This window comes from Methylomonas sp. BG-2, from assembly GCF_057766305.1.
Genome location: NZ_JBYMAP010000028.1, coordinates 1 through 26886, shown reverse-complemented (window position 1 = coordinate 26886; position 26886 = coordinate 1). Strand labels below are relative to the sequence as shown.

The window sequence follows — 26886 nt, the reverse complement described above, 5'->3', positions numbered from 1 at the left end:
CGTCGCGTCTGGCGATCCGCCGGCAGCGACCCCGCCTTAGATCTTCTTCAGAATCAGTTCCAGCACCAGTTTGCTGCCGAAATAGGCCAGCAGCAGCGAGGTAAAGCCGATCAATGTCCATTGCACCGCGCTTTGGCCGCGCCAACCATAGCGGAGGCGGCCGAACAATAGTGCCGAAAATATCAGCCAGGCCAATATCGATAAGACGGTTTTGTGCGCCAAATGTTGTGCGAACAAATCATCGATAAACAGAAAGCCGGTCAGCAAGGAAATCGTCAAAAACACCAGGCCGGTGGCGATCATTTGAAACAATAGCGATTCCATGGCCTGCAGGGGCGGCAGTGCCAACATGAATTGCTTGGGGTGATGATGGCGCAGTTGCTGTTCTTGAATCGCCAGCAAAATGGCTTGCACCGCGGCGATATTCAACAAACCGAAGGCCAAAATCGACGTCAGGATGTGGGCGGTCAACTGCCAGTCGTGATGGGCGAGCGGATGCGGTCTACTCGGATAAGCGACATTGGCGGCCAGAAGCAATGCCGCTACCGGAAATACCAGTACCCCGAGTTTTGCCACCGGCTTATCGAGCGCGGCGAACAACAGCAGCCATGCCACGACGAGCGCGGTGAACGATGCGGTATTGAAAAAACCGAATGTGAAACCGCTTCTTTCGTGGATATTGAGAAAGGTATGAGCGCTGTGCAAGGCGGCGGCGGCCCAGGCCAATCTGATCGGGGTCGAGGATTGATTTTGGGTGGCAAGAATTTCTCGAGCGATCCCCGCGCCAGCGAGCACGTAGGTCAAAATCGATAAAATGCCGATGGCGGTGCTAAGGTACATGACCGGAAGAATCGAAAGGCGTTGCGAAGCGCTTATGTTAAACTAAGCGGCCTGATTGTCGTAATCGATTGTTATGGCGGATCATCACCGGGACTTCAGAACTATAAAGACGCAGCTATGTTTGACAATTTATCCGATCGCCTGAGCGGTGCGCTCAAGAAAATCAAGGGTCAGGGTCGCCTGACCGAGGCTAATATCCAGGACACCATGCGGGAAGTGCGGATGGCCTTGCTGGAGGCTGACGTCGCTCTGCCGGTGGTGACCAGTTTTATAGAGCAGGTAACGGAACGCGCGCTTGGTCAAGAAGTTCAGGCCAGTTTGACGCCGGGTCAAGCCCTGATCAAAGTGGTGCAGGGCGAGTTGGTGCGAGTGATGGGCTCCGCCAACGAAGAGCTGAATCTGCGCACCAATCCGCCGGCGCTGATTTTGATGGCCGGCTTGCAGGGTGCCGGTAAAACGACGACGGTCGCTAAGCTGGGCAGGCATTTAAAGGAAAAGAAAAAGAAGCGGGTCGGGGTGGTCAGCGTGGATGTCTACCGACCGGCGGCGATCAAACAGCTGCAAACCCTGGCGGACGATCTGGGTCTGAAGTTCTTCGACAGCGAGGCTTCGGAACAGCCTGTCGATATTGTTAACCGGGCCATCGATGCCGCCAAGCGTCAATTTTTGGATGTGTTGATCGTCGATACCGCCGGCCGTCTGCACGTGGACGATGAGATGATGGCGGAAATCAAGGCCCTGCACGCCGCGATCAAGCCGATCGAAACGCTGTTCGTCGTCGATAGCATGACCGGCCAAGATGCCGCTAATACCGCCAAGGCTTTCCATGACGCCTTACCGTTGACCGGCGTGATTTTGACCAAGGCCGACGGCGATGCCAGGGGCGGGGCTGCGTTGTCGATACGGCATATCACCGGTAAGCCGATCAAATTTATCGGTGTCGGCGAAAAATCCGATGCGCTGGAACCGTTTTATCCGGATCGGCTTGCCTCCCGTATCTTGGGTATGGGTGACGTGTTGTCGTTGATCGAGGACATCGAGCAGAACGTCGATAAGAAAAAAGCCGAGCAGCTCGCCAAGAAACTGCAAAAAGGCAAGAGTTTTGATCTGGAGGACTTGCGCGAGCAGTTGACGCAGATGCAGAACATGGGCGGCATTGGGGCAATGATGGACAAGTTGCCCGGCATGGGCGCGGTGCCCAAGGAAGTCAAGGAAAAGGTCAACGACAAGGATTTGGCGCATCAAATTGCCGTGATCAATTCGATGACCAAGCAAGAGCGGCGTTTTCCCGATCTGATTAAGGGCAGTCGCAAGCAGCGTATCGCTGACGGTTGCGGTCTGGATTTGAATGCTGTCAATCGTGTGCTCAAGCAGCACAAGATGATGGAAAAAATGATGAAAAAGTTCAGCAAAGGCAATATTGTCAACATGATGCGCGGTTTGAAAAGCAATATGCGCGGCATGAAGATGTGATTTTTTCAATTTTTTCTTTTCTTGCGCGGCGAATCGCGTAGAATAGGTAGATTAAATTTTTGACTCATTGTTATCTAGGGTGTGCAGATGGTAAGTATTCGTTTGTCCAGAGGCGGCGCTAAAAACCGTCCTTTCTATCATGTCGTCGTAACCGACAGCAGAAGCAGTCGCGACGGGCGCTACATTGAAAGGGTTGGTTTTTTTAATCCTCTGGCGAGAGGCGGCGAGCAGCGCTTGGTTTTGGATACCGAGCGTGTTCAGTATTGGACCGCCAATGGCGCGCAGCCTTCCGATCGAGTTGCCAGGCTGATTAAGGACGCTAGCAAGGCCGTCGCCTAAGTCCACTTGTCTGTCGAGGACTATTTGAGCGTCGGTCAAATTTCCGGCGTGTTTGGCATTAAAGGTTGGGTGAAAGTCTTTTCCTATACCGATCCGCGAGAAAATATCTTAGCGTACTCGCCTTGGTGTCTTAGGAAGAATGATCAGATCCGCGAGTTCAAGGTCATCGCTGGCCGGCGCCAAGGCGCCGCAGTCGTTGCCGAGCTTGAAACTTTGAACGATAGGGACGCGGCGATGGCGTTGATGGGAGCTGAGATCCTGATACGCAGGCAACAATTGCCCGAACCAGCGGATGGAGAGTACTACTGGACCGACTTGATCGGTTTGAGGGTTCTCAATCAAGCCGAGATCAATCTGGGAACGGTCGATCATTTGTTGGAGACCGGTGCCAATGACGTTTTGGTCGTTTCTGATGGTCAGCAAGAACGCTTGATCCCGTTTTTGATGGGGCAAACTGTCCTCAAGGTCGATATCGAAAAAGGCTGCATTCTGGTCGATTGGGACGCCGATTTTTGACAGCGATTGCGGCATGCGCTTCGATGTGATCAGTATCTTTCCCCATATGGTCGCAAATGCTGCTGCGTTTGGGGTAACCGGTCGGGCTATCGAGCGCGGATTGGTTGATCTTTCCGTTTGGAACCCTAGAGATTTTACGCACGACAGGCACAAAACGGTTGACGACAGACCCTACGGGGGCGGTCCGGGCATGGTAATGAAATATCAGCCGTTACGTGACGCGGTTGCCGCGGCAAAGCGAGCAAGTGGCGGCGCGGTTAGCGCCAAAGTCGTATATTTGAGTCCGCAGGGGCGAGTGATCTCGCAAAGTTTATTGCAAAAGGCCACCCTTTCTGAACAGTTGATACTGGTGGCTGGACGTTATGAAGGCGTGGATGAGCGGTTTGTCGTTCAAGAATGCGACGAAGAGTGGTCTATCGGCGACTACGTGATCAGTGGCGGAGAGCTCGCCGCGCTGATTGTTATCGATGCGGTAGCCCGCCTGATTCCCGGCGTATTGGGAGATGATGAGTCGGCAAAGCAGGATTCTCATGTGGCTGGTTTGTTGGATTGTCCGCACTATACAAGGCCGGAGCGTAGCTCGTTCGGCGATGTTCCTGAAGTGTTGCTCGGTGGCAATCACGCGGCAATCAGGCGTTGGCGACTGAAACAAGCGCTCGGCCGCACTTGGTTGCGGCGTCCGGATCTACTCCGGAGTTTGAACTTGACGGCGGAGCAGGAAGCTTTGCTGAGTGAATTTAGAAATGAAATTGTTTAATAGGGTGTGGTTATGAGTAAAATTATCGAAGAATTGGAAGCGGCTCAGCTTAAACAAAATGTGCCGGAGTTTGGCCCAGGCGACACCGTCGTTGTCCAGGTTCGGGTTGTGGACGGCGAGCGGGAAAGATTGCAGGCGTTCGAAGGTATAGTGATCGCCAAGCGTAATCGCGGCATGAATTCAGCGTTCACCGTTAGAAAAATTTCCCACGGTGTCGGCGTCGAGAGGGTTTTCCAAACTCATAGCCCCGCTGTCAGCAGTATTGAAGTGAAGCGTCGTGGTGACGTTCGCCGCGCTAAGCTGTATTATCTGCGCGACCTGACTGGTAAAGCAGCTCGGATTAAAGAACGACTGTCTTAATGACAAGGCGGCGATTCGGCGTGAGCCGAGTCTTCAAAAAAGGCAGCCGACTCGCTGCCTTTTTTTTTGCCGGACACCGGGAGTCACTGATGCCGTTGAGGATTCGTTGGGAAACTGTTGCGGAGGGAGAACCGCGCGTTATCGCGGTGCCTTTTTGCGGGGCTAATTTAATAGTTACCATGACCGGCGATGTCATAATCGATGCGTCTTGGCGGACCGAGCCGCTATGCGAAACAGACGCCTCGTTGGCAAAGCCCTTCGAAGCATACCTGGCGGAGCCGGAGGTTGCCGAATTGAATGTGGCCGTGCTGGCGCGCGGAAGTGCGCACCGTAATCGGGTTTGGCGAGCCTTGTTGGAGATTCCGCCGGGCGAGACCAAAACTTATGCCGAACTTGCCGCCGAATTGGGTTCCGGGGCCAGAGCGGTTGCCGGCGCTTGCCGAGACAACCCTTATGCGGGTTTGATTCCCTGCCATCGTGTCGTTGCCAAATCCGGTTTGGGCGGGTTTATGGGGGAGAGTGCGGGGGACTATCTCGAGCTTAAGCGCCGCTTGATAAACTTTGAAGCCGCCAGGAAGGAAAACAACTCGAGGCCATGAATTCCGCACAAGTGGTCGAGGCGTTTTTAAACGCCCTGTGGTTGGAGTTTGGCCTCAGCGACAATACGTTGGCGGCCTATGCCAGCGACCTGAAACAGTTCTCGAGGTGGCTCAAGGATAAGCATTTGCTTGAGGTCGAACAGAACGACATCAAGGGCTTCTTGGCGGCTCGCCACGCACAAGGTACCGGCAATCGTTCGGCGGCCCGGTTGTTATCGTGTTTGCGGCGTTTCTATGGCTATTGGGTGCGCGAGCAAAGGATTGAGCGAGACCCAACTCAACTGATTGACGCGCCGAAGCTGGGAAGGCCTTTACCGGATACGTTGACCGAGCGGGATGTCGAACTACTGATTGATGCACCGGAGACCGGGGAGCTGCTGGGGTTTCGCGATCGGGCGATGTTGGAAGTGCTTTACGCGACCGGATTGCGGGTATCGGAGCTGGTCGAATTGACGTTCGCTCAACTCAATTTAAGGCAGGGATGGGTGCGAGTGATGGGTAAGGGCGGCAAGGAACGTTTAGTGCCGGTTGGCGAAGATGCCCTGGATTGGCTGGAGCGCTATTTCGCGGGTCCTCGGTTGGCTTTGTTGGCGGGCCGGCAAAGCGATTTTCTGTTCGTCACCAAGCGGGGCGAGGGTATGACTCGGCAGGCGTTTTGGCATTTGATCAAACGCTACGCCACGGTGGCCGGCATTGACAAACCGCTGTCTCCGCATACGTTGCGTCACGCATTTGCTACCCACCTTCTGAATCACGGCGCCGATCTGCGCGCGGTACAAATGTTGCTTGGACACGCCGACCTATCGACTACTCAGATTTACACCCACATCGCCCAGCAAAGGCTGAAAGAATTACATACTCAACACCACCCGCGAGGCTAACCATGACCGCTTTGATTCATCCCACGGCTTTTGTTTCACCCGACGCCAGTCTGGCCAAGGGGGTTCGGGTTGGGCCGTTCGCGGTGATCGAAGCCGGGGCGGAGATTGGCGCCGATTGCGAAGTCGGCGCTCACGCCGTGGTGCACGGCCTGGTCAAAATGGGCGCCAGGAATATCCTCCATCCTCACGCGGTGCTGGGGGGGCTACCTCAGGATCTTGGGTTCGATCCGGCAACCGTATCTTGGTTGGAAATCGGCGACGACAATGCCTTCCGCGAGGGCTTTACCGCGCATAGAGCCACCAAACCGGGCGGAAGCACCAAGATCGGTTCGGGCTGCTATTTCATGAACAACAGTCATGTCGCGCACGATTGTTCGGTAGGCGACAAAACCATTTTTGCCAATAACGTGGCGATTGGTGGCCATGTCGAGATTGGCAACAATGTGTTCATGGGCGGCGCCGTTGTGGTGCACCAGTTTTGCCGGGTCGGTGCTTACGCGATTGTGCAGGGTACCACCGGGATAAATATGGACGTGCTGCCGTTTATGTTAATCGGTGGCCGTCCGGCCAAACACTATCGTTTGAATCTGGTTGGCTTGCGACGGGCTGGTATCGTCGGTGATCGGCTTAAGCTGTTATCGTCGGCTTTCCGCTTGCTTCGGCATAAAAAATGCGTTGACGAATTGCAATCCAGCGAAGAGCTGCAATACTTAAAAGACTGGTTGGCTGCGGATTCTAAGCGCGGACTGCATGGATTTGTCGAGCTGGCTGACTGAGTTTTTCCGTGACGGACACGCAATTTCGTATGGTGGGGGGCCGGCTGGCGGTAATCGAGCGGGCGTGTTCGCAATTTTAAGTATCCTTAGGCTATGAAAATTCACGTGGTTGATAGTACCGGACAGATTCCGCCATTGTTGCTGATGTCCGAGGAAGACGTTTCGTTTTATAACGACGAAATACAGGCTTTGAATGCTGCCGAAGCTCAGCAGCCCGGACTGATTTTGCTGAGCTTCTGTTTGCGGGGCGACGAAACCCCGGACTATATAGGCTTGCTGCTGAATGCGAGTCCGGCCAGCAAGATCGTGGTGATCGGCGACGAGATTGGTGAGGACCGCATCTTGAATTGTTTGCTCGCCGGCGGCAGAGGCTATCAGAATAGCGGTCCGCTGGGCGGTTATCTGGCGAAAATGATTCAGGTTGTTGCCGCCGGCGAGGCCTGGGTGAGCCGAAGAATGGTAGGCCGTTTGCTGGACGCCATCAGTCAGAATAATCTGGTGCTTAGCGCCTAATCGTTCGGATATTGGCCAGTGGCGGCAATCGCACCCGATGCGGCCGCTACCGGTTTAAAAATGCAGCGCGGCTTCGAAGTAGAAAGTTTGAGCTGAAATCGGTAAGTTGTAAGGATAGCTGGCTATGGCTGGTTCCTTGCCTTGGCTGTCGAACAAATTGCGTACCGACGCGGTCAAATCGAGTGTCCCCATCAGTTTTCTGGCGTTTAGCGTCAGGTCCACGGTTTGGTAATCTTTTAAGACCCGGTTGTCGCCGATATCGCTAAGCCTATGGCCGACCCAATTGACTTGGGTTTGAATTTGCCATTTGGGCTGAAAATTCCAGGACAGCGCGGTGTAGACATGATGTTCCGGGACGTTGCTGACTCGCCGTTCGGTGGCTCTGTCCACCGCGTATTGCCAGGCATAATTGCCGCGCAAATTCCAGTCGTCGTGAAACTTCCAGTCCCATTCGAATTCGCTGCCCAGTCCATCCTGGCCAGGATTGTTGACCTCCGACAACGTAGCGCCCTGATTGCTTAATTTACCGCCGATCAAGTCGTTGATTTCGTAGTAATAAACATTCAGTGCGGTCCGCAGGCTCTTCAAGGGCCGGTAATCGAAAGCCAGCTCGGTGGTTTCTATCGTTTCGGGGCTTAGCGAGGGGTTACCAATGAAAAACGGATTGTTTTTCTGGTACTGCTCGACAAAGCTAGGCGCGCGGTAGGCTTGGCCGTACAGCAATTTACCGGTCAGATTGTCATTGATGTCCCAAACCAAGGCGGCTCTTGGGTTCAAGGTGCCGCCAAAATCCGAATATTCGTCGTAACGCAAGCCCGCCGTCAATTGCCAATCCTTGGAAATCTGCCATTCGTCCTGTAATGCCACCGACCAGATCGAACGATGGGTGTCGTTCATGAAGGCGTAGGGTGTGCCGGTGACGTCGGTCAAGCGACCGTTGACCACCAACTGTTGGCCGTCGATGACGCCGACTCCGTAATTACGCATTTCGCTGGCGTTTAACTCTTCGTAACGAAAGCCGGTAATCAAGCGGATCATATGATTCTGAAAGCCTTTATAAATACTCGTCAGCTCCGCGCTCGGTACCGTGTTTTTAAAACCGGGTACAAAGCGCATCCCATCCGGAAACGAGACGAAATTCACCAGAGTAGCGGGATTGAGATTGCCGCTGGCGTCCACCGCCAGATTGCCGTTGGCATCGATGGGCAGGATCGCGCCGGCCGGAAAGTTGTGGCTATTGCCGTTCAGGTCGGTGTGTAAAAAACTGGTATGAAACTGCAGTTCCCAGTTTTCCAGGTCGTTTTCCGTCGAGTAACGAACGTCGCCGAGGTAATGGGCTCCATCCAGCGTACCCGTATTGTCCAGTGCGCCGTTCGCGCCGGCCGGAAAGCCCACGGCTTGGTTATAGGCCCAGAAGTTCAAATCCCAGTGTTGGCGCTGTAAATTCAGATGGGCGTTCCAGCGCTCGCCGGAGGTCTGCATCGGACCGGGCGCTTGGGATGCATGGGTGCCGAGGGCGTTATCCAGCGCCGTTTGCGCATCGGCCGCGACGATGCGGTCCGGATGGATCCCGCCGTGGCTATATTGCAGGCTGCCGGCAACATCCCACTCGCCGTAATGGCCGCCGTGTTGCGCCCAGGTACTGGTACGGTCGGCGTTACCGCCGCGCGCGCCTACCGTGGTGCCGTTGAGGTCGCCGGCTTTTTTCGTGATGATATTAATCACGCCGGCAAAGGCGTCGGCGCCGTATAGTGCGGAGCCCGGGCCGCGAATCACTTCGATGCGTTGAATGTTTTCCACCGGCACGATCATGCCGGCCATGTAAGAGCCCTGGTAGGGAATCGAAAACCGGGTGCCGTTCAGCATCAACAAGACTTCCGAGTTGGTTTGGTTGCGCATTCCGCGCATCGTGAAGGTGTAGTCGTTGGTGATCGGCTGAATACTGACGTGCATGCCGGGTACGGTTTCCAGCACTTCGTGCAATTCGGTGGCGCCCATCGCGTTGATTTGGTCCGCGGTAATCACGGTCGTGACCGCCGCTGATTGCGATACCGACTTGGCGGTTCCCGAGGCGATACTGACCGAAATATTGGCCAGCTCCGCCGGCGACAGTTCCAGCAAATCGGTCATGCTTTGGTCTTGGCCCTGGGCGGGTTGACCGAGGCCGCACAGCAATACGGCCGGCAGTATGCGCCGTTTGCCGAAAGCGTTGGGTTTGGCGTGACTCATAGTTCTTCCAGGGGTACCGGTTTAGCAATGCCGTAACCCTGTGCGTAATTGACGCCCAAGGTTTTCAACAACTCGAAGATATCGCGGTTTTCGACGAATTCGGCGATGGTTTTCTTGCTCATCACGTGAGCGACTTCATTGATCGATTTGACCATGGTCAAATCGACCCGGTCTTCCAAAATATCCTTGACGAATAGGCCGTCGATTTTCAAAAAGTCCACGGGAAGGTTTTTCAGATAAGCAAACGAGGATAGGCCGCTGCCGAAGTCGTCCAGCGAAAACAAGCAACCCTTGGTACGCAGGGAGTTAATGAACTGGCGGGCGTAGGACAAATTACTGATGGCGGCGGTTTCGGTGATTTCAAAGCATATCTTATGCGTCGGAATTTGCCATTTTTGAAACTGCTCGTCGATGAAGGTCAGCATCGTTTCGTCGGACATCGACAGGCCCGACAGGTTGACCGAGCACATTTCCAGGCGCCCCAGCAGGTTCGGCGTGGTTGCCAAATGCTCGAACAAGCGGGAAATTACCCAGCGGTCCAGCGGCGGCGCGATGTTGTAACGCTCGGCGGCGGGCAGGAAGGCGCCGGGCGGAATGACTTTGCCTTGTTCGTCGATATAGCGAATCAAGGTTTCGAAATGCAGGCCTTCGTCGTTCGAAGCAATCGGCACGATTAACTGGCCGTAAAGCTGGAAACGGTTTTGCTCTATCCCCATCCGGATTTTTTCGACCCACTGCATTTCGCCCTGCCGCATGGTGAGTTCTTCGTCGTCGGGGCTGAAGACATGGACGCGATTCCGCCCTTTTTCCTTGGCGGCGTAACAGGCGGCGTCGGCTTCTTTTAAGATATCCACGGCGTTGCCGCTGGTCAGGTTGATCGGGGCAATGCCGACACTGACGCCAATATTGAAACTACGATTTTCCCAGGCAAACTGGAAGTCGCAAATGATGTTGCGCAGTTTCTCGCAGGTGGAGAAGGCTTGTTCGACCGAGCAATGCGACATCAAAATGCCGAATTCGTCCCCGCCCAGTCGCGCCAAAATGTCGGTCTTGCGGACCTGGTGGCGCAGAACCTCGCCCAATTGGCGCAGCAGTTCGTCGCCGGCCAAATGACCGCAGGTATCGTTGACAATTTTGAATTGGTCCAAGTCCAAATAGCAGAGCACGTGTTCGCTCTCGTCGATTTCGGCTTGCGACACCAAACTCTGGATATGAATATCGAATTGGCGGCGGTTGACCAGGCCCGTTAACTCGTCGTGGCTGGCCTGATAGGCGATTTTTTCCGATAGTCGGCGGGTTTCGGTGATGTCCTCGCAGACCAGTAACAAGCGCTGGAAGTTGGATTCGTCGGTGACCAAGCGCGCGGTTTCCCTGACCCAAATTACGTTGCCGTTGCGGCAAATCTTGCGGCTTTCCTGGCGATGAATCAGTTCCGGATGGTGGCGGCAAGTCTCGAAAAACTGCTCGAAACCGGCGGCATCGTCCGGATGCGAGAAATTGCTGATCGCGCAGCCTTGCAATTCTTCAACGCCCAACCCCAATTGCTTCGCGCCGAAGCGGTTGACCGATACGATGCGGCCTTGCATGTCCAGATTGAAGACCATGGTCGGGTTGTTGTCGTAGAGCGCCTGGTAGTTGTTCTTGACCGCGATTAAGGCCTTGTTTTGGGTCTCAACGGTATCGAGCATGTCGTTGAAGGCATCGACCAGAATGCCCATTTCATCGCTACTGTGCTTTTCGGCGCGCAACGAATAGTCGTGATCTTGGCTGACCCGTTGCGCGGTTTTGGCGAGTTGGGCCACCGGCAGCGCGACCCGGTTCAATAGTGGGACCGTCAGTAAAAAAGTGATGAACAGCGCGACGAACAGGACCGCCAGAATTAAGCTGACGAATTTCAATTCCCGCCAGATCGCGGCGCTCAAGTCCGAGGCCAGATAGACCGCCCCGATGTCCTCGCCGTCAACCACCATTGCCTGGTAGACGTACAGCATCAAATTGTCGTAATGGGTATGCAGACCGTAGGCGACGTCCGGGCAGGGCAGGGCTTGATTGTCCAGCGACGTAAACAGATGGCCTTTTTTGATGTAAACGCAAGCGCTGCGTAAGTCCGGAAAATTGTTTAGCGAAATCAAGTTTTCCTTGGCGACGCCGGCGTCGTCGAACATCACCGCGGCGACGCTGCGGTTGGCGATCAGACTGGCGACGGCCTGCAGATCGTCTTGAGCCTTGCGCTTGACGTCGGCGGCATTGATCGTGACTAGAATGACCAGGGCCAGCAACATCGAAAACAGGCTGGAGGTTACCGCGATTGTCAGCAACTTGGCTTTTATGGAGAGGGCGGTAAACCATTTATTCACGGCCGCCTCCTTCCACCAATGTGGCGACTTCGATCAGTTTGGCGCTGATTGACAGCCCGCTTTGCTTCAAAGCCTTTAAATTGATGTGCAGGCGCACCTTTTCATCGTCGAGTACAAAGCCTATCATGCCGCCGGATTCGGCGAAAAACGGTTGGCTGCTGACGGTCAAGGTTTTACCGAGATTGCCGACCAGCAGGACCCCGGCCAGATTGAGGTCTATGCGTTGATCGGTCTTTTCGGCATACAGGATCTGGCAATCCTGTGCCTGTTTCAACGAATCGAGACGGCGCAAACGGATAGGTTTGTCGGCGACCGTTTTGGTTTCCAGCGCATCGAGCAGGTTACCGAACGGGTTGTCGCCAATCAGGCAAATATTGAATGACGAGCCCGAGTGGCTCGGCCAAGTGATGAATTTGGTGAAATTGTAGAGGTAGGCCGCCTTGACCTTGTATTCCAGAATCGGTTCGTCGGCATGCGCGGCATTTATCACCCAGCCGCACAAGAGCACTGTTTTGGCGTAAAGCGCTGCACGCTGCAATGCAACATTGCAGTGGGACCAAAAAATCGGAAACAAAATTATTCTCTACCGGGCAAGATTACACGGCAAGAATAGTAGAAAAACTAAGGGTTGCCGAAAAAAACCTCCAGCGCGCCGACCATGTAAGCGTGGTCGGCAACGCCGGCGCTTTCCCTGGCACTGTGCATTGCCCACATTGGCGAGCCGACATCGACGCTACGTATGCCCAGTTTGGCCGAGGTGATTGGGCCTATCGTGCTACCGCAGGGTAGATCGCCCCGATGCGCGTATTTTTGGTAGGGCACGCCGGCCTGTTGGCAGAACTGGGCGAATACCGCCTCGGACACGCATTCGCTGGCGTAGCGGTGATTGACGTTGATCTTGATCACCGGTCCGTGATTGACCAGGATTTTATGGCCGGGCTCGTAAGCGGCCGGGAAATTCGGTTGGTAGGCGTGCGCCATGTCGGCGCTGACCAGAAAACTTTGCGCCAGCGCGCGCGGATAATCGTCCGGGCGGTCACCGCACGCGCCGGCAATTCGGGACAGAACGTCGGCCAGAAAGCTGCCGGCCGCGCCCTTGTTGCTTTCGCTGCCGACTTCCTCGTGGTCGAAAAAAGCGCAAACCCGAGTGGCCGTCAGCTTTTGTTCTCGGCGATTCAGCAAGGCGGTCAAGCCGGCATGGCAGGATGCCAAGTTATCAAGTTGGCTGTCGGCGATGAATTGGCGATCGGCACCCCAAAATGCACCTTTTTGGCCGTCGTGGACGTTGAGTTCCCAGCTTAGAATTTGGTCCGCGGTCAGGCCGGAAGCGGTTTCCAGCAGACGGTTAAACAGTTCGGTTGCCGAGCCGTCGCTCGGCAGATTGGCCAGCAGCAGCGGTAGTTCATTTTGTTTATTCAGTTTGAGGCCGTCCTCGTTGACGGCGCGGTTCATATGAATGGCCAAGTTCGGCAGGCGCAACAGCGGCTCGGCAAATCGGACCAGCGTCGTGTTTACCCGATTATCGCCGTCGCGGTAGGCGATACGTCCGGCCAAGCTTAAATCGCGGTCGGCGAACGTGGCCAAGATTGGGCCGCCATAGACTTCGACCGCAATCCGCACGAATTGATCGCTGTCGACAACCGGTCGGGGTTTGACCCGCAATCCCGGCGAATCGGTATGCGCGCCGAGGATTTTAAATCCGGCTTCGGCCGGCGCGGCGGCGCCGACGATAAACGCAATGATGGATGAAGCGTCTCGAATCACATAATACCGGCCGGCAAGACTTAACGACCAAACGGCGCTTTCCTCCAGTTTTTGAAAACCGTGCGTCAGCAGATGCTGCTCCACGGAGGCGGCCGCGTGCCAGGGGCTGGGACTGGCGTCGATGAAATCCAGTAGATCCTGAGCGAGTTGCGGTGCGCTCATGATTTATCCAGATCCAACGCAACCGAGTTAATGCAATAACGCTGGCCGGTCGGTTGCGGACCGTCCGGGAAAACGTGGCCGAGGTGGGCGCCGCAGGAACGACAGGTGACTTCGATGCGACGCATGCCGTGACTGGTATCGAGCGACTGCTCCAGGCTGTCGCCGGCGATGGGATCCCAGAAACTGGGCCAGCCGCAGCCGGAGTGGAATTTCTGCTCGGACGAAAACAAGGGTTGGCCGCAACACACGCAACGATAGACGCCAGCCTCGTCGCAATCGGTGTATTTGCCGGTGAACGGCGGTTCGGTGCCTTTTTCGCGGCAGACGTGGTATTGCTCGGGGCTGAGTTTTTCGCGCCAGATTTGTTCGATATCGTCTTGGTCGGCCATGTCGCTATTCCGGATATTTGCTGGGATGCCGCATTGTACCCAGACTTGATCCAACGCCAAAGTGTCGCGCTGGCGAATACTCCGGCGAATGCGGGAATTTAACAGTCTTCTATAGTTACCGATAGTTTGAAAGAGGTTGGCGAGAGGGAGTGGGAATTTTTTGGTTGCCTATGTTAGAAAATTCTAATATTCTAGGTTTCGCGCGGCCGGTGGCTTGTATAACACGATAAAGAATAACAATAGACACGGTCGGGTATCCCTTTAGACATCAGCGAGAGGAGAATGTCATGGCAAGAATCGTAGTATTAGGCGCGGGCATCGGTGGCGTGCCGATGGCGTATGAAATGAAGGAAATCGTTGGCAAGGCGCACGAGGTGGTCGTGATATCCGACTCGCCGACATTTCACTTCGTTCCGTCGAATCCCTGGATACCGCCAAAGTGGCGCAAACCGGAAGACTTGAAGATCGAATTGGCGCCGGTGATGGCCAAGAAAGGGATCAACTTCATTCAGAAGTCCGCTAGTAAAGTCGATCCGGCCAACAATAAAGTGGATCTGGCGGACGGCACGTCGGTGGAATACGACTTTTTGGTGATCGCTACCGGACCGCGCTTGGCCTTCGACGAGGTGCCCGGCTTGGGACCACACGGTGGGTATACCTCGTCGGTTTGTCACGTGGACCACGCGGCGTTGGCCGCCGACGATTGGGACCGCTTCATGGCCGATCCTGGCCCGATCGTCATCGGCGCGGTTCAAGGCGCGTCCTGCTTCGGTCCGGCCTACGAATATCTGATGATCATCGAAACCGAGTTGCGCAAGCGCAAAATCCGCGACAAAGTACCGATGACCTTCGTGACATCCGAACCCTACATCGGCCATTTGGGCCTGGGTGGAGTCGGCGATACCAAGGGTCTATTGGAAAGCGCGTTGCGCGATAAGACCATCAAATGGATCACCAATGCCAAGGTCGACAAAATCGAACAGGGCATGATGTACGTCACCGAAGTCGACGACGACGGCAACGAAAAGAAAAAGCACGAGGTGCCGTTCAAGCATTCGATGATGTTGCCGGCTTTCACCGGCGTGGACGCGGTACGCCATTGCGGCGCGGAAGGCTTGACCAACCCGCGCGGTTTCGTCATCGTTGACGAGCATCAACGCAATCCGACTTACAAAAATATTTACTCGGTGGGCGTTTGCGTGGCGTTGCCGCCGGTCGAAAAAACCCCGGTGCCGACCGGGACCCCGAAAACCGGATATATGATCGAATCCATGGTCACCGCGACCGCCCACAATATCCGCGACGAGCTGGACGGTAAACAGCCGGCCGATAAGCCGAGCTTGAGCGCGTTGTGTTTGGCGGACTTGGGCGACAGCGGCGTGGCTTTCTTGGCCGTGCCGCAAATACCGCCGCGTAACACCACTTGGTCGGCCCATGGCAAGTGGGTGCATCTGGCGAAGATCGCGTTCGAAAAGTACTTCATGCGCAAGGTTAGAAAAGGCATTAGCGAGCCCTTCTACGAACGCATGATGTTGAAATTCATGGGTGTCGTCCGTTTGAAATAGGAGGTCCCGATGTCCATCGATCGTTTGGTGATGGCGTTTGCCGGTTCGTTTATATTGCTGAGTTTGGCCTTGGCGCATTGGCATTCGCCGAATTGGTTGTGGTTTACCGCCTTTGTCGGAGCCAACCTGTTGCAAGCCTCGTTCACGGGTTTTTGTCCTCTGGCGATTATTTTGAAGAAGCTTGGCGTCAAACCCGGTTGCGCATTTTAGTCGTTCCCTCTCGGCCTGACCGCGTAGCCAACGCAGTCAGGCTTTTTTTTGCTTGGCGGCTTGTCCATCATCCGTTTTTCGGACTTGAAATTTTGCAAAGTGCTCCTAAATCGGAGTCGGGCGAACCGCTAGCCGGTTCGGTAACCGTGATCTTGAAATTTTTAGGAGGATGGAATGATGCGAGTCGAATACACCCCAATATATCGTCCTAATCTGGCTTCCAGCCAATGGGCTTCAATGCTGGACGGGATTTTGCAAACCGATCGGGCCAACCACGACTACCCGCCTTACGATATCGAGCTCGTTGGCGACAAACAGTACGCGATCAGTCTGGCGGTAGCCGGCTTTTCCCCGGAACAACTCACGATTGAAACCGAAAACCAAGTGTTGACGGTCAAGGGCGAAAAACCGCGGCCGACCGGCAAACGGCACTTTTTGCACCAAGGCATAGTCGGGCACAACTTCGAGCGGCGCTTCAATTTGGCCGAGCACATCGAAGTGGCCGGCGCCCACTACCGCGACGGTCTCTTGACCGTGCGCTTGACCAAACGCGTACCGGAGGCGATGAAGCCGCGCCGCATCGAAATCGATAGCGCCGGCCAAGTATTAAGCCATGCCGCGGCGGAAGTCAGCGCGGCTTAAATGCCGGGAGGCGAAGCCGGTTAATGTCTGATGGACTGGAGGCCGCCGGGTCATACCGACGGCCTTCGTATGATCGAATACGGCGACTCCGTTTTCCTAGCCGTCGTCCTGGCAGCCGAAGTGATATTGGTAGTCGGCCATCGACCGCTTGATCACTTCGTGCGCTTCATGTCGGCCGTAGACATGGGTGATTTCGCAAACGCTTTTCTCGCTGGGTAGGTGCTTGTAGGTCAAAAAGTAGTGCTTCAGCCGGTTGATGTAGGATTCCGGACAATCGGAAACGTCGCGCCATTGCCGGTAAAACTCGTCCCCCTTCATGACCGCGATGATCTTGTCGTCGGCCTCTCCGCCGTCCAACAGCCGGAAGCCGCCAATCGGTATCGCTTGCAGCAAGATGTCGCCGTGCGTCACGCTGCGTTCGCTCAGCACGCAAATATCCAACGGGTCGCCGTCGCCCTTGCTCACCGGCCGGCCGGATTGCGTGGCCGCGTATTCGGCGATTTTTTCCGCGCAGTAGGTGCGCGGGATAAAGCCGTACAGCGTTGGAATCATATTGGAAAACTTCTGCGGCCGGTCGATTTTCAGGTAGCCGCTGTGTTTGTCGATCTCGTATTTGACGGTATCGGACGGCACGATTTCGATAAAAGCGGTGACGATGTCCGGGGCGCTATCGCCGGGAGCGATGCCGTGCCAGGGATGAGCTTTGTGTAGGATATTCATGGAATCGGTGGAGTTGGCTTTAAAGGGGGTATTTTAGTCGGGTTATCGGCCGCGGCGCTCGCCGGGTTGCCGCGAGTGCCGAGGGCGTCAGGTTTCCATGTTTTCCACGGCGACCGAGACTGTCAATTCGTGGTTCTGGCCGCCGAAAATCACGCCTTTCAGCGGGGCAACATCGCCGTAGTCGCGGCCCCAAGCAACCGTGATATGGCGATCGCTAGGCAACTGGTTGTTGGTGGGGTCGAAATCCAGCCAGCCCAGTTCCGGCAGAAATACCGAAAACCAGGCATGCGAGGCGTCGGCGCCGATCAGTTTTTCGACGCCGGGCGGCGGCAAGGTTTCGATGTAGCCACTGACATAACGGGCCGCCAAGCCTTGCGAGCGGATGCAGCCGATCGCCAGATGGGCGAAATCCTGGCAAACTCCGCGGCGATGCTCCAGCACTTCGCTAAGCGGGGTCGCCAGATTGCTGAAATGCGGATCGAAAGTAAAGTCGCTGAAAATGCGTTGCATCAAGTCGTGGACCGCCTCGATCAATGGCCGGCCGGGCGTGAACGATACCCCGGCATACTCGGCCAGATCCGCCGACGGCGGAATATAGGGCGACGTCAGCGAGAATTGCCGGGCCTCCTGCATCGCTTCGCCGGTATCGGCGGTCAGCGCGGCCTTGACGCTTTCCCAATCGGCGGACTCGCACCAGTCCAGTTGGGCCGGCGGTGGGGCGACGACGATATCGCTGATGGCGGTGACCGCGAACTCCCGATGCGGCTCCCGGATCGAAAACCAGGTGACCCGGTTGCCGAAAAAGTCGCTGCGCAGCCGGTAGTCGTTGGGTTTGGGGCTGATTTCCAATGTCGAGGCCAGCAGTTGCTGGTGCGGGCAGACGCGAGGCTGCATCCTGACTTCGTTGTAGGATAACGCAACCATGTCGCGATAACGGTAACGGGTGGTATGAGTAACGCGGTAGCGCATGGGGCCTCCTGCCTCAAGACAACGATTGCGGCGTATCGCCGTGGCGGAAATAGCTGGCGGTCAGCGTGTCCGATAATGCCGCCAGCAGCGCGTAAATTCGGCTGAGTTGCTGATCCAGGGTTTCCCGAACGCCCGATTCGGCAACCACCAGCCAGGTATCGATGTCGGTCAGATTCAGAATGCAATGGGCTTCCAGCATCAAGCGTTGAGCTTGGCCGAGTCGGCCGGTTTCGGTTTCCCTGGGCAGTTTATCGGCATGCTCCTGCAAGCGGGCGATCTGATACGCCAGCGAACGCGGGTTATTGGGGTCCAGTACCAGCAGTTCCAAAAACGACGCCAATTCCGGGTTGCTGCGGTAGTGTTGCCGATAGCAGATCAAGTTGTCGCTACACTCCAGCAGGGTCTCGATCAGTCGGGTTTCCGCGCCTTCCAGCAGCGGCTCGGCGAATCCGGTGCGCAACACCGAAATCAATTGCAGACCGCGCTCCAGGCGGCGGCCGATGTCCAAAAACAGCCAGCCGTTGCCGCGGGTCATGCTTTCCATCACCAAGCCGCTGAACGCGGACAACGAGGTGACCAGTTGATCCAGGTGCTCTTGCATCGTCCACAGGCCGGTTTTGCCGGCGCGCTTGGTGTCGGCGATTTGCTCGCCGATTTCGTCGATGACCCGCCAGGTATCGGACGACCATAAATCCCGCACCGCGTAGCCGGCTTGTTGCAAACCGCGTACCGAATGGGGCAGGCTGCCGGGCCGGGTATCGTCCTGCATCAACGCCAGCAATTCCGGCTCGGGCGCGCGCAGCAGCTTGTCGTCCGCTTTCTTACCGAAGAAGCCGGGATAGCTGCCGGTCAGGCTGGTGACGCAATGCAGCAGGCGATGCAGGCTGGGCGGATAGTCGGGGTGGTCGCTGTCCGGATTGATAACCAGCCGCTTCAACGTGGCCCGCAACAGGCGCACGCAACCTTCGGCGCGTTCCGCGTTGCGGCCCACCCAAAAAATATTGTCGGCGGCTCGGCTCGGCAAGGCGTTGCGCAGTCCGGGAGGCCCGCCGGCGCTGGCCGGACCGCCGCTGGTCGGCGGCGATTGCGGCTCGGTGGCAATGACCCAAGTATCCTTGCTGATGCTGCCGAGTTGATTGGTGATGTAAACGTCGCCGTAATTCGGCGCGCTGCGGGTCAGGCCGCCGGGCATCAGCGCGTAGCCTCCGGCCCTGGCCACCGCGAAACAACGCAGCAAGGCTTGGCGCGGCTCAAAGCCGTCGCCGACCATCGACGGCACGGTCGAGAAACTTTCGTATTCCTGGGCGACGTAAAAGGCCGGGCGGGCGCGGATGCGCTCGCGCCAGGCTTCCAGTTGCGATTTGCTGAGCTGATGGCCGAACACCGCGTGTTCGCCGGGCTGCCGGTAAATCGGTTTGATAACCAGACGCTTCAAATTGGCGAGCACGTAAGACAATTCGCCGGCCTGACCGCACCACCAAGTGGCGATCGAATTCAGCTTTAACGGTTGGCCAAGAAAGTGTTGAGCGATGCCGGGCAGGAAGGCCAGCAGGCCGGGGTTTTCCAGAATGCCGCTACCCAGCGGGTTGGCGATCGCGACGTTGCCGCGTCTGGCCGCTTCCAACAGCCCGGGCACACCCAGGCGTGAATCCTCGCGCAGTTCCAACGGGTCGCAATAATTATCGTCGACCCGGCGCAGAATCACGTCAACCCGTTGCAAGCCGGTCAGCGATTTTAACCAGACATAGCCGTCGCGGACGGTCAGGTCGTCCCCTTGCACCAGCGGGTAGCCCAGGTAAGAAGCCAGGTAAGCGTGTTCGAAAAAGGTTTCGTTGAGCGGGCCAGGGGTCAGCACGACCACCATCGGCGTGTGGGCGTTTTGCGGGGCTATCGCGTTCAGGCCGGCCCTGAGCGCCTGGAAGAAGCGAGCCAGTCGATGCACCTGGGTATCGCGAAACAGGCTCGGCAAGACCCGCGACATCGCCAGACGGTTTTCCAACGCGTAGCCGGCACCGGACGGTGCCTGGGTACGATCGCCGAGTACCCACATCTTGTTGTCTGGGCCGCGTGCCAAATCGGTGGCATACAACACCAATTGCTGTTCTCCGGGCAAGCGTACCTGATCGCAGGCGCGCAGGAAGCCGCCGTGGTTGTAGATCAATTCCAACGGCAGCAGGTTTTTTTTGATCAGAGTGCGCGGGCCGTACAAGTCGGCCAGCACCAGATTCAGCAATTCCGCGCGTTGCAACAGGCCGGCTTCGATATCGAACCATTCGTCGCCGGAAACGACGAAGGGTACCGGGTCGAGTTGCCAGGGTCGGTTCTGGCCGTCCGGATCGCCGTAGACATTGTAAGTGACGCCGTTTTCGCGCAAAAGTCGCAGCGCCTCACGATAACGGTAGGCCAGTTCTTCCGGTCCCAACTGTTGCAGAGCCGCCATTAAGTGCCGCCAATGCGGCCGGATTCGGCCGGATTTGTCGAGCATCTCGTCGTAGATACCGGGATCCAGGCGATAGCCGGGGGACAGCGCTTCTTCTAGCAGTAACTGGCTCATGGCGGGTAGTTTGCCGGTTTAAGCCGGTTGGCGCAATTTACAGTAAGGACCTGCGCGATTTTCGCTGGGTCGGTGGGGTAACGGCAGGGTCAATGGTGGTCCTGAGTTGACGAACGATACCGTAATCGACAGCAAATTTCGCGCCTGAGCGAGTATCGGGCGATCCGTTGGCCGGCGCGCGTCGATGCGGAGCGCGCGGGTGGCCTAGTCACGGTCTGGTGCCGCGCCAGAGGGCGATTGTTCGATTTTTGGGCAGCCGCTGGCAATTTGCACAGCTTTGGTGAATACCGCGCGCTTTTCGGGCTTTTTGGCATCCGGCTTGCTTTGACGAAATGGAACCCGCGCAAACGGTGCGGGACGAATCCGGAATCGGCAGTTGCGCGCCAACTTAGTGCGGTCCGGCACCAAAATAGCGATAACCAGGGATGCCCGCATGAAGCCCGACCAATCGATATGGGCGCAATACCGCGCCGACCAAGCCTACGACGAAATGGTGGATGGCGGCGGCCGGCCGCGCCAAACGTGCGCCACTTTGAGTCAGTACTTGCAATCCTTGGGCATGGACGCCATCAAGGGGCGTCTGTCGGCCGCGGAGGCGGCGATATTGGAGATGGGCATTACCTTCACCGTTTACAGCGACGAAGGCAACATCGACCGGGCCTGGCCGTTCGATATCATTCCGCGGCTGATCGATTTTCAGGAGTGGCAGGGGATCGACGCCGGCTTGCGACAGCGCCTGAAAGCCCTGAATCATTTCATCGACGACGTTTATAACCAGCGGCAGATTATTCGGGACGGCATTGTGCCGGCCGAACTGATCGCCAGTTCCAGCAATTTTCGGCCGGAATGCGTCGGTTTCAAGCCCAAGTTCGGGGTTTGGGCCAACATCTGCGGTAGTGATTTGGTGCGCGGCGGCGACGGCGTGGTTTACGTGTTGGAAGACAATCTGCGGGTGCCGTCCGGTGTGTCTTACATGATCGAAAATCGGGTCATCACCAAGCGAGTGTTTCCCGAATTGCTGGAAAACCTGAACATACTGCCGGTGGACGACTATCCGACTCAGCTGTTCGAAATGCTGACTTCGATCGCGCCAAGGCCGGAGGATCAGCCGCAAATCGCGGTACTGACGCCCGGCATCTATAACTCGGCCTATTTCGAACATGCGTTTTTGGCGCAGCAAATGGGTGCCGAATTGGTTGAGGGCGGCGACTTGGTGGTCAAGGATGATGACTGCGTGTACATGCGTACCGTCAAGGGATTGGAGAAAGTCGATGTGATCTATCGGCGGATCGACGATCTGTTCCTCGACCCGGAGGTGTTTCGCAAGGATTCGGTGCTGGGCGTCAAGGGCTTGCTACGGGCTTGGAAGGCAGGCAATGTGGCGTTGGCCAACGCGCCCGGCGCCGGCGTCGCCGACGACAAGGTCGTCTATGCCTACGTGCCGGCGATGATACGCTATTACCTGAACGAAGAGCCGCTGTTGCCCAACGTGCCCACGTATCTTTGCAGCGACCCCGAGCAATGCGCCTACGTGCTGGAGCATCTGGCCGAATTGGTCGTCAAGCCGGCCAACGAGTCCGGCGGTTACGGCATGCTGGTCGGGCCGCACGCCACCCAGAAAGACATTAAGCAATTTCATAAACTGGTCCAGGCCAATCCGCGCAATTACATCGCTCAGCCCACGCTGGCGCTGTCAACCTGTCCGACCTTGTGCGGCGATCGCTTGGAGCCCAGGCACATCGATCTGCGGCCGTTCATCTTGCAGGGCGAGCGCGGCTTCGTCACCGCCGGCGGCTTGACCCGCGTGGCGTTGAAAGCTGGCTCGCTGGTCGTTAACTCGTCGCAGGGCGGTGGCAGCAAGGATACTTGGATCATCAACCGGGAGAAATGACATGTTATCTCGCTCCGCCGAACGACTGTATTGGCTAGCCCGTTATCTGGAACGCACCGAGAACACCGCCCGCTTGATCAGCGCGACGATGCACTTGATCTACGATTTGCCCTACGGCGTCGAAATGGGTTGGCACAATCTGCTGAACATTTGCGGTGTGGAAGCCGCGTTTTACCAGCGCTTCAAAAACCCCAGCGAACACAACACCACCCGTTTCCTGTTGGCCGATACCGGCAATCCCGGTTCGCTGCTATCGTCGTTGGCGGCGGCGCGGGAAAATATCCGCACCAGCCGCGAGCTGATGCCGGACGAAGCCTGGGAATTGGTCAACGAAATGTATTTGTACGCCAACAACCATCTGGACAGTTTGTCGAATCGGCGCGGTCGGGCGCAGTACTTACAGGAAATCATGGCGGGCTGCCAACGCTTCACCGGCTTTGTTTCCGGTGCGATGAGCCGGAACGACGCCTACCGCTTCATTTGCATCGGCCGGAATATCGAGCGGGCCGACATGACCAGCCGGATCATGGACTTCGGTAGCGTGCTGTTGGCCGAAAACCGCAGCCACAAGATGCGCGAATACGAAACGATATTATGGATCAACGTCTTGAAGTCGCTGAGCGCGGTGTTGATGTACCGCAAGCAGATGCGCCAGCGTATCAAGGGCGAGGAGGTGTTGGACTATTTGCTGAAGAATCCGGATTTTCCGCGAGCGGTGCTGCATTGTTTGGACGAGATTGCCCATTGCATCAAGCGCTTGCCCAATGCCACGGCTTTATTCCCGCATCTGGAAGCGCTGGAAACTCACATCCTGGCCGTCGATCCGCGCCGGACGCCACCCGGCGAACTGCACACATTGCTGGACGACTTGCAAACCCGTTTCGGCGATTTGCACAAGCGCATCGCGGCCACCTGGTTTTTTGGCGCCGACAACGGCAAAGCGGCGGTGGAACTGGAACAGGCGGCTTAGCCGTCGTCGTGTCAGGGAGGTACTCGCGGGCGGGATGCTTGCGGACAAACGTTGGCGGAACAGGCGTGGCGCCGCGCGAAGGCGAATTGCGTTAGCGCTGGAAACCGGTGGCTGCACGCCGAGTCCGGGGAACCGGGATCGTGCAACCGCCCGGTCATGCTCCCCGGTTAAATACAGCCCGGCAGCGGTTTGGCGTCATCCTTGCTGAATTGCGGCAAGGTCGCGAAGGCCTCCTTTAGCTTTTCGTGCCACATGCGCCGCAATTGAATCAGATATTCGTTGTCTTCCTGGAAGCAGTAATACTCGTCCAGCTTCATCGCATCCTTCGTATAGATCAACAACTCCACCGGCGCGCCGACGCTGGCGTTGCTGCGCATCGTCGAATCCATTGAAATCAGGCAACAGCGGCCGGCTTCGTGTAAATCGGTATCGATTTTCAAAAACCGGTCCAGCACCGGTTTACCGTATTTATTCTCGCCAATCTGCAAATAGGGCGTCTGCCGCGAAGTGGTGATGCAGTTGCCTTCCGGGTAAACCAAGTAGGCGCCGTGAGGCTCCTGCGCAATCTGACCCGCGAGGATGAAGGTTGCCGACGGATTGAAGCTGCTTTGGCCATCGTCGGTGTGGCGACGCTGTTTTTCGACGCTGATGCGGCCCAGATATTCGGCGGCTTCGGACAGATAATGCACGGTGTTCAGGTTGACTTCGGCGTGTTCCTTGGTATCGCGCTTGATTTGGTCGATGACCGACTGCGTGGTGGCCAGATTGCCGGCGCTGAGCATGACGATCTTGCGGTCCGGGTTGGTGTTGAACGCGTGCATCTTGCCGTAAATGCTGACATTGTCGATGCCGGCATTGGTTCTGGAATCCGAGGTTAACACCAGTCCGTCCTTCAACGAGACTGCAATACAGTAAGTCATGCGCGCGCTGCCTGAAATGAGGTAATCGGTTCAGTGTACTAAAGTCGGCGAGTCAGGCCAAGCCGGCCGGCGCAATTGGCGGGAGACCGGCGGCGAGCGAACAATTTGCCAATGATATTAACCAGATAGCGGATGCGGAATCTGCCGGAGTTGGTGCGGCTATCCGCACCGCGCTGGTGCGCCAGCCGTCAGCCATGGGTCTGTCGGCGGCCTCCAGCCGGTGAACTTCCAGGCTCTGGCCGATTGGTACGGTTATTGTTTCCCAGTTTCGGGCAGACACCGAGTCCGCGACGAATGGCGCCTCCCGCAATGTAGCGGCGACGTATCTTGATCCGCGCCGGGAGGCGGCGATTTCGCCGGCGCCGGTCGGAAAACTCGAGTGTGCTGTGTCAATCTACCGCTAACAAGGAGTTTTATGCAGGCACTTTTGGAAAACAGTTCGGATAAATTGTTGTCGGCTATGCCCGACGTCAAGGCTTTCGAACGACAGCTGGCGTCGTTAAACGATTGGTGGGGCAAAATCGCCCTGATCGGCAAAATCAACAGCCACAATGTCGCCGCGACGATATTGGACGACATGAATCAAATCCAGGGCAAATTCGGCGAGCTGCAAAAAAAGCTCACTTACAACCTGCTGCTGGAGAACGTCCAGAAACTGGTGCTGGACAACGCGTCCAAGGCCCAGGTGGCGATCGATTTGCTGGTGCGAAATCTGTTCGAGCGGACCGCCGACGTTGGCTTTTTGGCGACCGACGACGATATTCGCGCCTTCTTGAGTTTGGCCGCCCCGACCGCCGAACAAACCGCATTTATTGAAGACCGCCTGCGCGAATACGTTAAAAAATACAGCGTTTACGACGAAATTCTGGTGTTGGATACCCAGGGGCGGGTCAAGGCTCATCTGGACAAACACAATCCGGTGACGGTGTCGTCCGATCCGCTGATTTTGGAGACCCTGGCTAGCGGCGCGCCCTATGTCGAAACCTTCCGCTATTCGGATCTGCAACCGGATCGCCGGCATGCGCTGATCTATTCCAGCCGGATCACTGAAACCAACCAGCGCGATTCCAGCGTGCTGGGGGTATTGTGCCTGTGCTTTAAATTCGACGACGAAATGCGCGGGATATTCGCCGATCTGCTCGCCGCCGGCGACGACGGCATACTGGCGGTGTTGGGCAGCGACGGCCGCGTCATCGCCAGCAGCGACGAATTGTTGCTGCCGGTCAATACCTGGTCCAGCGTCGATCGCTCGGTACGTATCGCCCGTTATCACGGGGCCGAATACATCATCAATACTCGGGCCAGCAACGGTTATCAAGACTTTCGCGGACTGGGTTGGTGCGGGCAGATGATGACCGCGCTGAACCAAGCCTTCAGTCGCGACCAACTGGCGGCCGCCAATCAGCCCTACATCATGGAGCAGGCCAGCAGTTTTCCGCCCGAGCTGCGCGACATCCGCAAAGCCTCGGCCGCCATCAACGACGATCTCGGTTTACTGGTATTGAACGGTCAGATCGCCTCGGCCCGCAAAAACGCCGCCGAATTCATGCCGGTGTTGGAAGCGATCAAACAAATCGGCACCGATATCGCCAGCATTTTTACCGCGTCGGTCAACAGCTTGCAGCAAGCCACAGTGATGTCGTCGCATTTAAACAACGCCGGCTTTCTGGCTTCGTTGGCGGTCGATATCATGGACCGCAATCTCTACGAACGCGCCAACGATTGCCGCTGGTGGGCTTTGACCTCGGCGTTTCGCCGCCATCTGGCCGCCGGCAACCCCAATGCCGATCAGCGGCAGGAAATCGCCGATATTCTGCAATACATCAACGCCTTGTATACGGTTTACACCAACCTGTATGTTTACGACGCCAGCGGCGACATCGTCGCGGTGTCCGATCCCGACCAACAAGCCTTGGTCGGCGGCCGGGTCGGTGACGACAGCGGCGCGGTCGCGGCCTTGAAATGCCCGGACAGCCAAAGCTATTGGGTCTCGCCTTTTGCCCGTTCGGCGCTGTACGCCGAGCGGCATACGTATATCTACAACGCCGCGATCACCGATCTGGCCGATTCGACGCGGGTCGTGGGCGGAATAGGCATTGTTTTCGATAGCGAGCCGCAATTCGCGGCGATGTTGAGCGACGTTTTACCGCGCGACGAGCAGGGCAGTCCGGTGGCGGGTTGTTTCGCGGTGTTTGCCGACCGGCAAAAGCGGGTCATCGCGGCGGCGGGGTGCTCCGACTTGAACGCCGGCGAATTCTTGGACTTGGACGACGCCTGCTTCCGCTTGCCGGCGGGTCTGCGCGAATCCCGAGTGGTGCAATACCGCGCCGGAAATTATCTGCTGGGGAGTGCTGTGTCCAAGGGCTATCGCGAATACAAAGTCGCCGACGGCTACGCCAACGACGTGATCGCATTCATCTTTATTCCTTTCTAAATCCACCAGCGGCGGGCTAGCCTTGCGGCCGATGGCCTGATTCCTGCTGTGATTGG

25 protein-coding genes are annotated in these 26886 nt (G+C 56.8%); 15 read left to right on the top strand and 10 right to left on the bottom strand.

The annotated features are described in order from the left end of the window. Window positions 1-36: 36 nt before the first annotated feature. Complete coding sequence (locus tag AC3B8H_RS04445; protein ID WP_488440413.1) at window positions 37-840, bottom strand: cytochrome C assembly family protein; 804 nt, start codon at window positions 838-840, stop codon at window positions 37-39. A 117-nt stretch (window positions 841-957) separates the two neighbouring features. Between AC3B8H_RS04445 and ffh the strand changes: the two genes are divergently transcribed. From ffh to AC3B8H_RS04400, 9 genes are all read left to right on the top strand, one after another. Beyond that, window positions 958-2313, top strand: coding sequence for a signal recognition particle protein (gene ffh / locus AC3B8H_RS04440; RefSeq protein WP_488440412.1), 1356 nt, complete (start codon window positions 958-960; stop codon window positions 2311-2313). 87 nt (window positions 2314-2400) lie between these two features. Then, the gene (gene rpsP / locus AC3B8H_RS04435; protein ID WP_488440411.1) at window positions 2401-2652 is read left to right on the top strand and encodes a 30S ribosomal protein S16; all 252 of its coding nucleotides are present in this window, start codon (window positions 2401-2403) and stop codon (window positions 2650-2652) included. A gap of 24 nt (window positions 2653-2676) precedes the next feature. Further along, window positions 2677-3168, top strand: a complete 492-nt coding sequence (gene rimM / locus AC3B8H_RS04430) for a ribosome maturation factor RimM (protein ID WP_488440410.1) — start codon at window positions 2677-2679, stop codon at window positions 3166-3168. A 13-nt stretch (window positions 3169-3181) separates the two neighbouring features. Beyond that, window positions 3182-3925 carry a tRNA (guanosine(37)-N1)-methyltransferase TrmD gene (gene trmD / locus AC3B8H_RS04425; RefSeq protein ID WP_488440409.1) on the top strand — a complete coding sequence of 248 codons (744 nt, stop codon included), beginning with the start codon at window positions 3182-3184 and terminating at the stop codon, window positions 3923-3925. Window positions 3926-3937: 12 nt separating this feature from the next. Then, window positions 3938-4285 (top strand): 50S ribosomal protein L19, encoded by a 348-nt coding sequence (gene rplS / locus AC3B8H_RS04420; protein ID WP_064031052.1) that lies wholly within the window; start codon window positions 3938-3940, stop codon window positions 4283-4285. 179 nt (window positions 4286-4464) lie between these two features. Continuing rightward, on the top strand, window positions 4465-4884 hold the full coding sequence (locus AC3B8H_RS04415; protein WP_488440408.1) for a methylated-DNA--[protein]-cysteine S-methyltransferase: 420 nt from the start codon (window positions 4465-4467) through the stop codon (window positions 4882-4884). Next, the gene (gene xerD, locus AC3B8H_RS04410; RefSeq protein ID WP_488440407.1) at window positions 4881-5765 is read left to right on the top strand and encodes a site-specific tyrosine recombinase XerD; all 885 of its coding nucleotides are present in this window, start codon (window positions 4881-4883) and stop codon (window positions 5763-5765) included. The genes AC3B8H_RS04415 and xerD overlap by 4 nt, the downstream gene beginning before the upstream one ends. 2 nt (window positions 5766-5767) lie before the next feature. Further along, on the top strand, window positions 5768-6541 hold the full coding sequence (gene lpxA / locus AC3B8H_RS04405) for an acyl-ACP--UDP-N-acetylglucosamine O-acyltransferase (protein WP_488440406.1): 774 nt from the start codon (window positions 5768-5770) through the stop codon (window positions 6539-6541). A gap of 105 nt (window positions 6542-6646) precedes the next feature. Next, complete coding sequence (locus AC3B8H_RS04400; RefSeq protein WP_488440405.1) at window positions 6647-7054, top strand: hypothetical protein; 408 nt, start codon at window positions 6647-6649, stop codon at window positions 7052-7054. A gap of 54 nt (window positions 7055-7108) precedes the next feature. Here AC3B8H_RS04400 and AC3B8H_RS04395 read toward each other — a convergent pair whose 3' ends face one another. The 5 genes from AC3B8H_RS04395 to msrB all read right to left on the bottom strand — a co-directional run bounded on the left by AC3B8H_RS04395 (window position 7109) and on the right by msrB (window position 13955). After that, window positions 7109-9283 (bottom strand): TonB-dependent receptor plug domain-containing protein, encoded by a 2175-nt coding sequence (locus AC3B8H_RS04395; RefSeq protein WP_488440404.1) that lies wholly within the window; start codon window positions 9281-9283, stop codon window positions 7109-7111. Then, a complete protein-coding gene (locus tag AC3B8H_RS04390; protein WP_488440403.1) occupies window positions 9280-11640 on the bottom strand; it encodes an EAL domain-containing protein in 2361 nt (786 codons plus the stop codon). The genes AC3B8H_RS04395 and AC3B8H_RS04390 overlap by 4 nt, the downstream gene beginning before the upstream one ends. Continuing rightward, window positions 11633-12178 carry a YfiR family protein gene (locus AC3B8H_RS04385; RefSeq protein ID WP_488440402.1) on the bottom strand — a complete coding sequence of 182 codons (546 nt, stop codon included), beginning with the start codon at window positions 12176-12178 and terminating at the stop codon, window positions 11633-11635. Before AC3B8H_RS04385 ends, AC3B8H_RS04390 begins: the two co-directional genes overlap by 8 nt. Window positions 12179-12261: 83 nt before the next feature. Next, complete coding sequence (locus tag AC3B8H_RS04380) at window positions 12262-13566, bottom strand: M18 family aminopeptidase (protein WP_488440401.1); 1305 nt, start codon at window positions 13564-13566, stop codon at window positions 12262-12264. Continuing rightward, window positions 13563-13955, bottom strand: coding sequence for a peptide-methionine (R)-S-oxide reductase MsrB (gene msrB, locus AC3B8H_RS04375; protein ID WP_488440400.1), 393 nt, complete (start codon window positions 13953-13955; stop codon window positions 13563-13565). The genes AC3B8H_RS04380 and msrB overlap by 4 nt, the downstream gene beginning before the upstream one ends. A gap of 287 nt (window positions 13956-14242) precedes the next feature. Here msrB and AC3B8H_RS04370 point away from each other — a divergent pair, with 287 nt between their 5' ends. The 3 genes from AC3B8H_RS04370 to AC3B8H_RS04360 all read left to right on the top strand — a co-directional run bounded on the left by AC3B8H_RS04370 (window position 14243) and on the right by AC3B8H_RS04360 (window position 16372). After that, a complete protein-coding gene (locus tag AC3B8H_RS04370) occupies window positions 14243-15520 on the top strand; it encodes an NAD(P)/FAD-dependent oxidoreductase (RefSeq protein ID WP_488440399.1) in 1278 nt (425 codons plus the stop codon). Window positions 15521-15529: 9 nt separating this feature from the next. After that, complete coding sequence (locus AC3B8H_RS04365; RefSeq protein ID WP_488440398.1) at window positions 15530-15730, top strand: YgaP family membrane protein; 201 nt, start codon at window positions 15530-15532, stop codon at window positions 15728-15730. A 174-nt stretch (window positions 15731-15904) separates the two neighbouring features. After that, complete coding sequence (locus AC3B8H_RS04360) at window positions 15905-16372, top strand: Hsp20 family protein (RefSeq protein WP_488440397.1); 468 nt, start codon at window positions 15905-15907, stop codon at window positions 16370-16372. A 96-nt stretch (window positions 16373-16468) separates the two neighbouring features. Here AC3B8H_RS04360 and AC3B8H_RS04355 read toward each other — a convergent pair whose 3' ends face one another. From AC3B8H_RS04355 to AC3B8H_RS04345, 3 genes are all read right to left on the bottom strand, one after another. Then, complete coding sequence (locus tag AC3B8H_RS04355) at window positions 16469-17092, bottom strand: inorganic pyrophosphatase (RefSeq protein WP_488440396.1); 624 nt, start codon at window positions 17090-17092, stop codon at window positions 16469-16471. 87 nt (window positions 17093-17179) lie between these two features. Beyond that, window positions 17180-18061, bottom strand: a complete 882-nt coding sequence (locus tag AC3B8H_RS04350; RefSeq protein ID WP_488440395.1) for a transglutaminase family protein — start codon at window positions 18059-18061, stop codon at window positions 17180-17182. 13 nt (window positions 18062-18074) lie between these two features. Then, window positions 18075-20615 (bottom strand): circularly permuted type 2 ATP-grasp protein, encoded by a 2541-nt coding sequence (locus tag AC3B8H_RS04345; RefSeq protein ID WP_488440394.1) that lies wholly within the window; start codon window positions 20613-20615, stop codon window positions 18075-18077. A 433-nt stretch (window positions 20616-21048) separates the two neighbouring features. Here AC3B8H_RS04345 and AC3B8H_RS04340 point away from each other — a divergent pair, with 433 nt between their 5' ends. Together AC3B8H_RS04340 and AC3B8H_RS04335 are read left to right on the top strand one after the other, a co-directional pair. Next, window positions 21049-22506: a circularly permuted type 2 ATP-grasp protein gene (locus AC3B8H_RS04340; RefSeq protein WP_488440393.1), complete on the top strand. Its 1458-nt coding sequence runs from the start codon at window positions 21049-21051 to the stop codon at window positions 22504-22506. A 1-nt stretch (window position 22507) separates the two neighbouring features. Then, a complete protein-coding gene (locus AC3B8H_RS04335) occupies window positions 22508-23476 on the top strand; it encodes an alpha-E domain-containing protein (protein WP_488440392.1) in 969 nt (322 codons plus the stop codon). Window positions 23477-23643: 167 nt separating this feature from the next. Here the strand turns inward: AC3B8H_RS04335 and AC3B8H_RS04330 are convergent, their stop codons facing one another. Then, the gene (locus AC3B8H_RS04330) at window positions 23644-24396 is read right to left on the bottom strand and encodes a proteasome-type protease (RefSeq protein ID WP_488440391.1); all 753 of its coding nucleotides are present in this window, start codon (window positions 24394-24396) and stop codon (window positions 23644-23646) included. 415 nt (window positions 24397-24811) lie between these two features. Here AC3B8H_RS04330 and AC3B8H_RS04325 point away from each other — a divergent pair, with 415 nt between their 5' ends. Continuing rightward, window positions 24812-26830 (top strand): cache domain-containing protein, encoded by a 2019-nt coding sequence (locus tag AC3B8H_RS04325; RefSeq protein ID WP_488440390.1) that lies wholly within the window; start codon window positions 24812-24814, stop codon window positions 26828-26830. Window positions 26831-26886 lie beyond the last annotated feature (56 nt).

Excerpts from the sequence above, each read along its gene's own strand:
- AC3B8H_RS04445 (WP_488440413.1), bottom strand. The coding sequence starts at position 840 with ATGTACCTTAGCACCGCCATCGGCATTTTATCGATTTTGACCTACGTG.
- ffh (WP_488440412.1), top strand. The coding sequence starts at position 958 with ATGTTTGACAATTTATCCGATCGCCTGAGCGGTGCGCTCAAGAAAATC.
- rpsP (WP_488440411.1), top strand. The coding sequence starts at position 2,401 with ATGGTAAGTATTCGTTTGTCCAGAGGCGGCGCTAAAAACCGTCCTTTC.
- trmD (WP_488440409.1), top strand. The coding sequence starts at position 3,182 with ATGCGCTTCGATGTGATCAGTATCTTTCCCCATATGGTCGCAAATGCT.
- rplS (WP_064031052.1), top strand. The coding sequence starts at position 3,938 with ATGAGTAAAATTATCGAAGAATTGGAAGCGGCTCAGCTTAAACAAAAT.
- AC3B8H_RS04415 (WP_488440408.1), top strand. The coding sequence starts at position 4,465 with ATGACCGGCGATGTCATAATCGATGCGTCTTGGCGGACCGAGCCGCTA.
- xerD (WP_488440407.1), top strand. The coding sequence starts at position 4,881 with ATGAATTCCGCACAAGTGGTCGAGGCGTTTTTAAACGCCCTGTGGTTG.
- lpxA (WP_488440406.1), top strand. The coding sequence starts at position 5,768 with ATGACCGCTTTGATTCATCCCACGGCTTTTGTTTCACCCGACGCCAGT.
- AC3B8H_RS04395 (WP_488440404.1), bottom strand. The coding sequence starts at position 9,283 with ATGAGTCACGCCAAACCCAACGCTTTCGGCAAACGGCGCATACTGCCG.
- AC3B8H_RS04380 (WP_488440401.1), bottom strand. The coding sequence starts at position 13,566 with ATGAGCGCACCGCAACTCGCTCAGGATCTACTGGATTTCATCGACGCC.
- msrB (WP_488440400.1), bottom strand. The coding sequence starts at position 13,955 with ATGGCCGACCAAGACGATATCGAACAAATCTGGCGCGAAAAACTCAGC.
- AC3B8H_RS04370 (WP_488440399.1), top strand. The coding sequence starts at position 14,243 with ATGGCAAGAATCGTAGTATTAGGCGCGGGCATCGGTGGCGTGCCGATG.
- AC3B8H_RS04365 (WP_488440398.1), top strand. The coding sequence starts at position 15,530 with ATGTCCATCGATCGTTTGGTGATGGCGTTTGCCGGTTCGTTTATATTG.
- AC3B8H_RS04360 (WP_488440397.1), top strand. The coding sequence starts at position 15,905 with ATGATGCGAGTCGAATACACCCCAATATATCGTCCTAATCTGGCTTCC.
- AC3B8H_RS04355 (WP_488440396.1), bottom strand. The coding sequence starts at position 17,092 with ATGAATATCCTACACAAAGCTCATCCCTGGCACGGCATCGCTCCCGGC.
- AC3B8H_RS04350 (WP_488440395.1), bottom strand. The coding sequence starts at position 18,061 with ATGCGCTACCGCGTTACTCATACCACCCGTTACCGTTATCGCGACATG.
- AC3B8H_RS04345 (WP_488440394.1), bottom strand. The coding sequence starts at position 20,615 with ATGAGCCAGTTACTGCTAGAAGAAGCGCTGTCCCCCGGCTATCGCCTG.
- AC3B8H_RS04340 (WP_488440393.1), top strand. The coding sequence starts at position 21,049 with ATGAAGCCCGACCAATCGATATGGGCGCAATACCGCGCCGACCAAGCC.
- AC3B8H_RS04335 (WP_488440392.1), top strand. The coding sequence starts at position 22,508 with ATGTTATCTCGCTCCGCCGAACGACTGTATTGGCTAGCCCGTTATCTG.
- AC3B8H_RS04330 (WP_488440391.1), bottom strand. The coding sequence starts at position 24,396 with ATGACTTACTGTATTGCAGTCTCGTTGAAGGACGGACTGGTGTTAACC.
- AC3B8H_RS04325 (WP_488440390.1), top strand. The coding sequence starts at position 24,812 with ATGCAGGCACTTTTGGAAAACAGTTCGGATAAATTGTTGTCGGCTATG.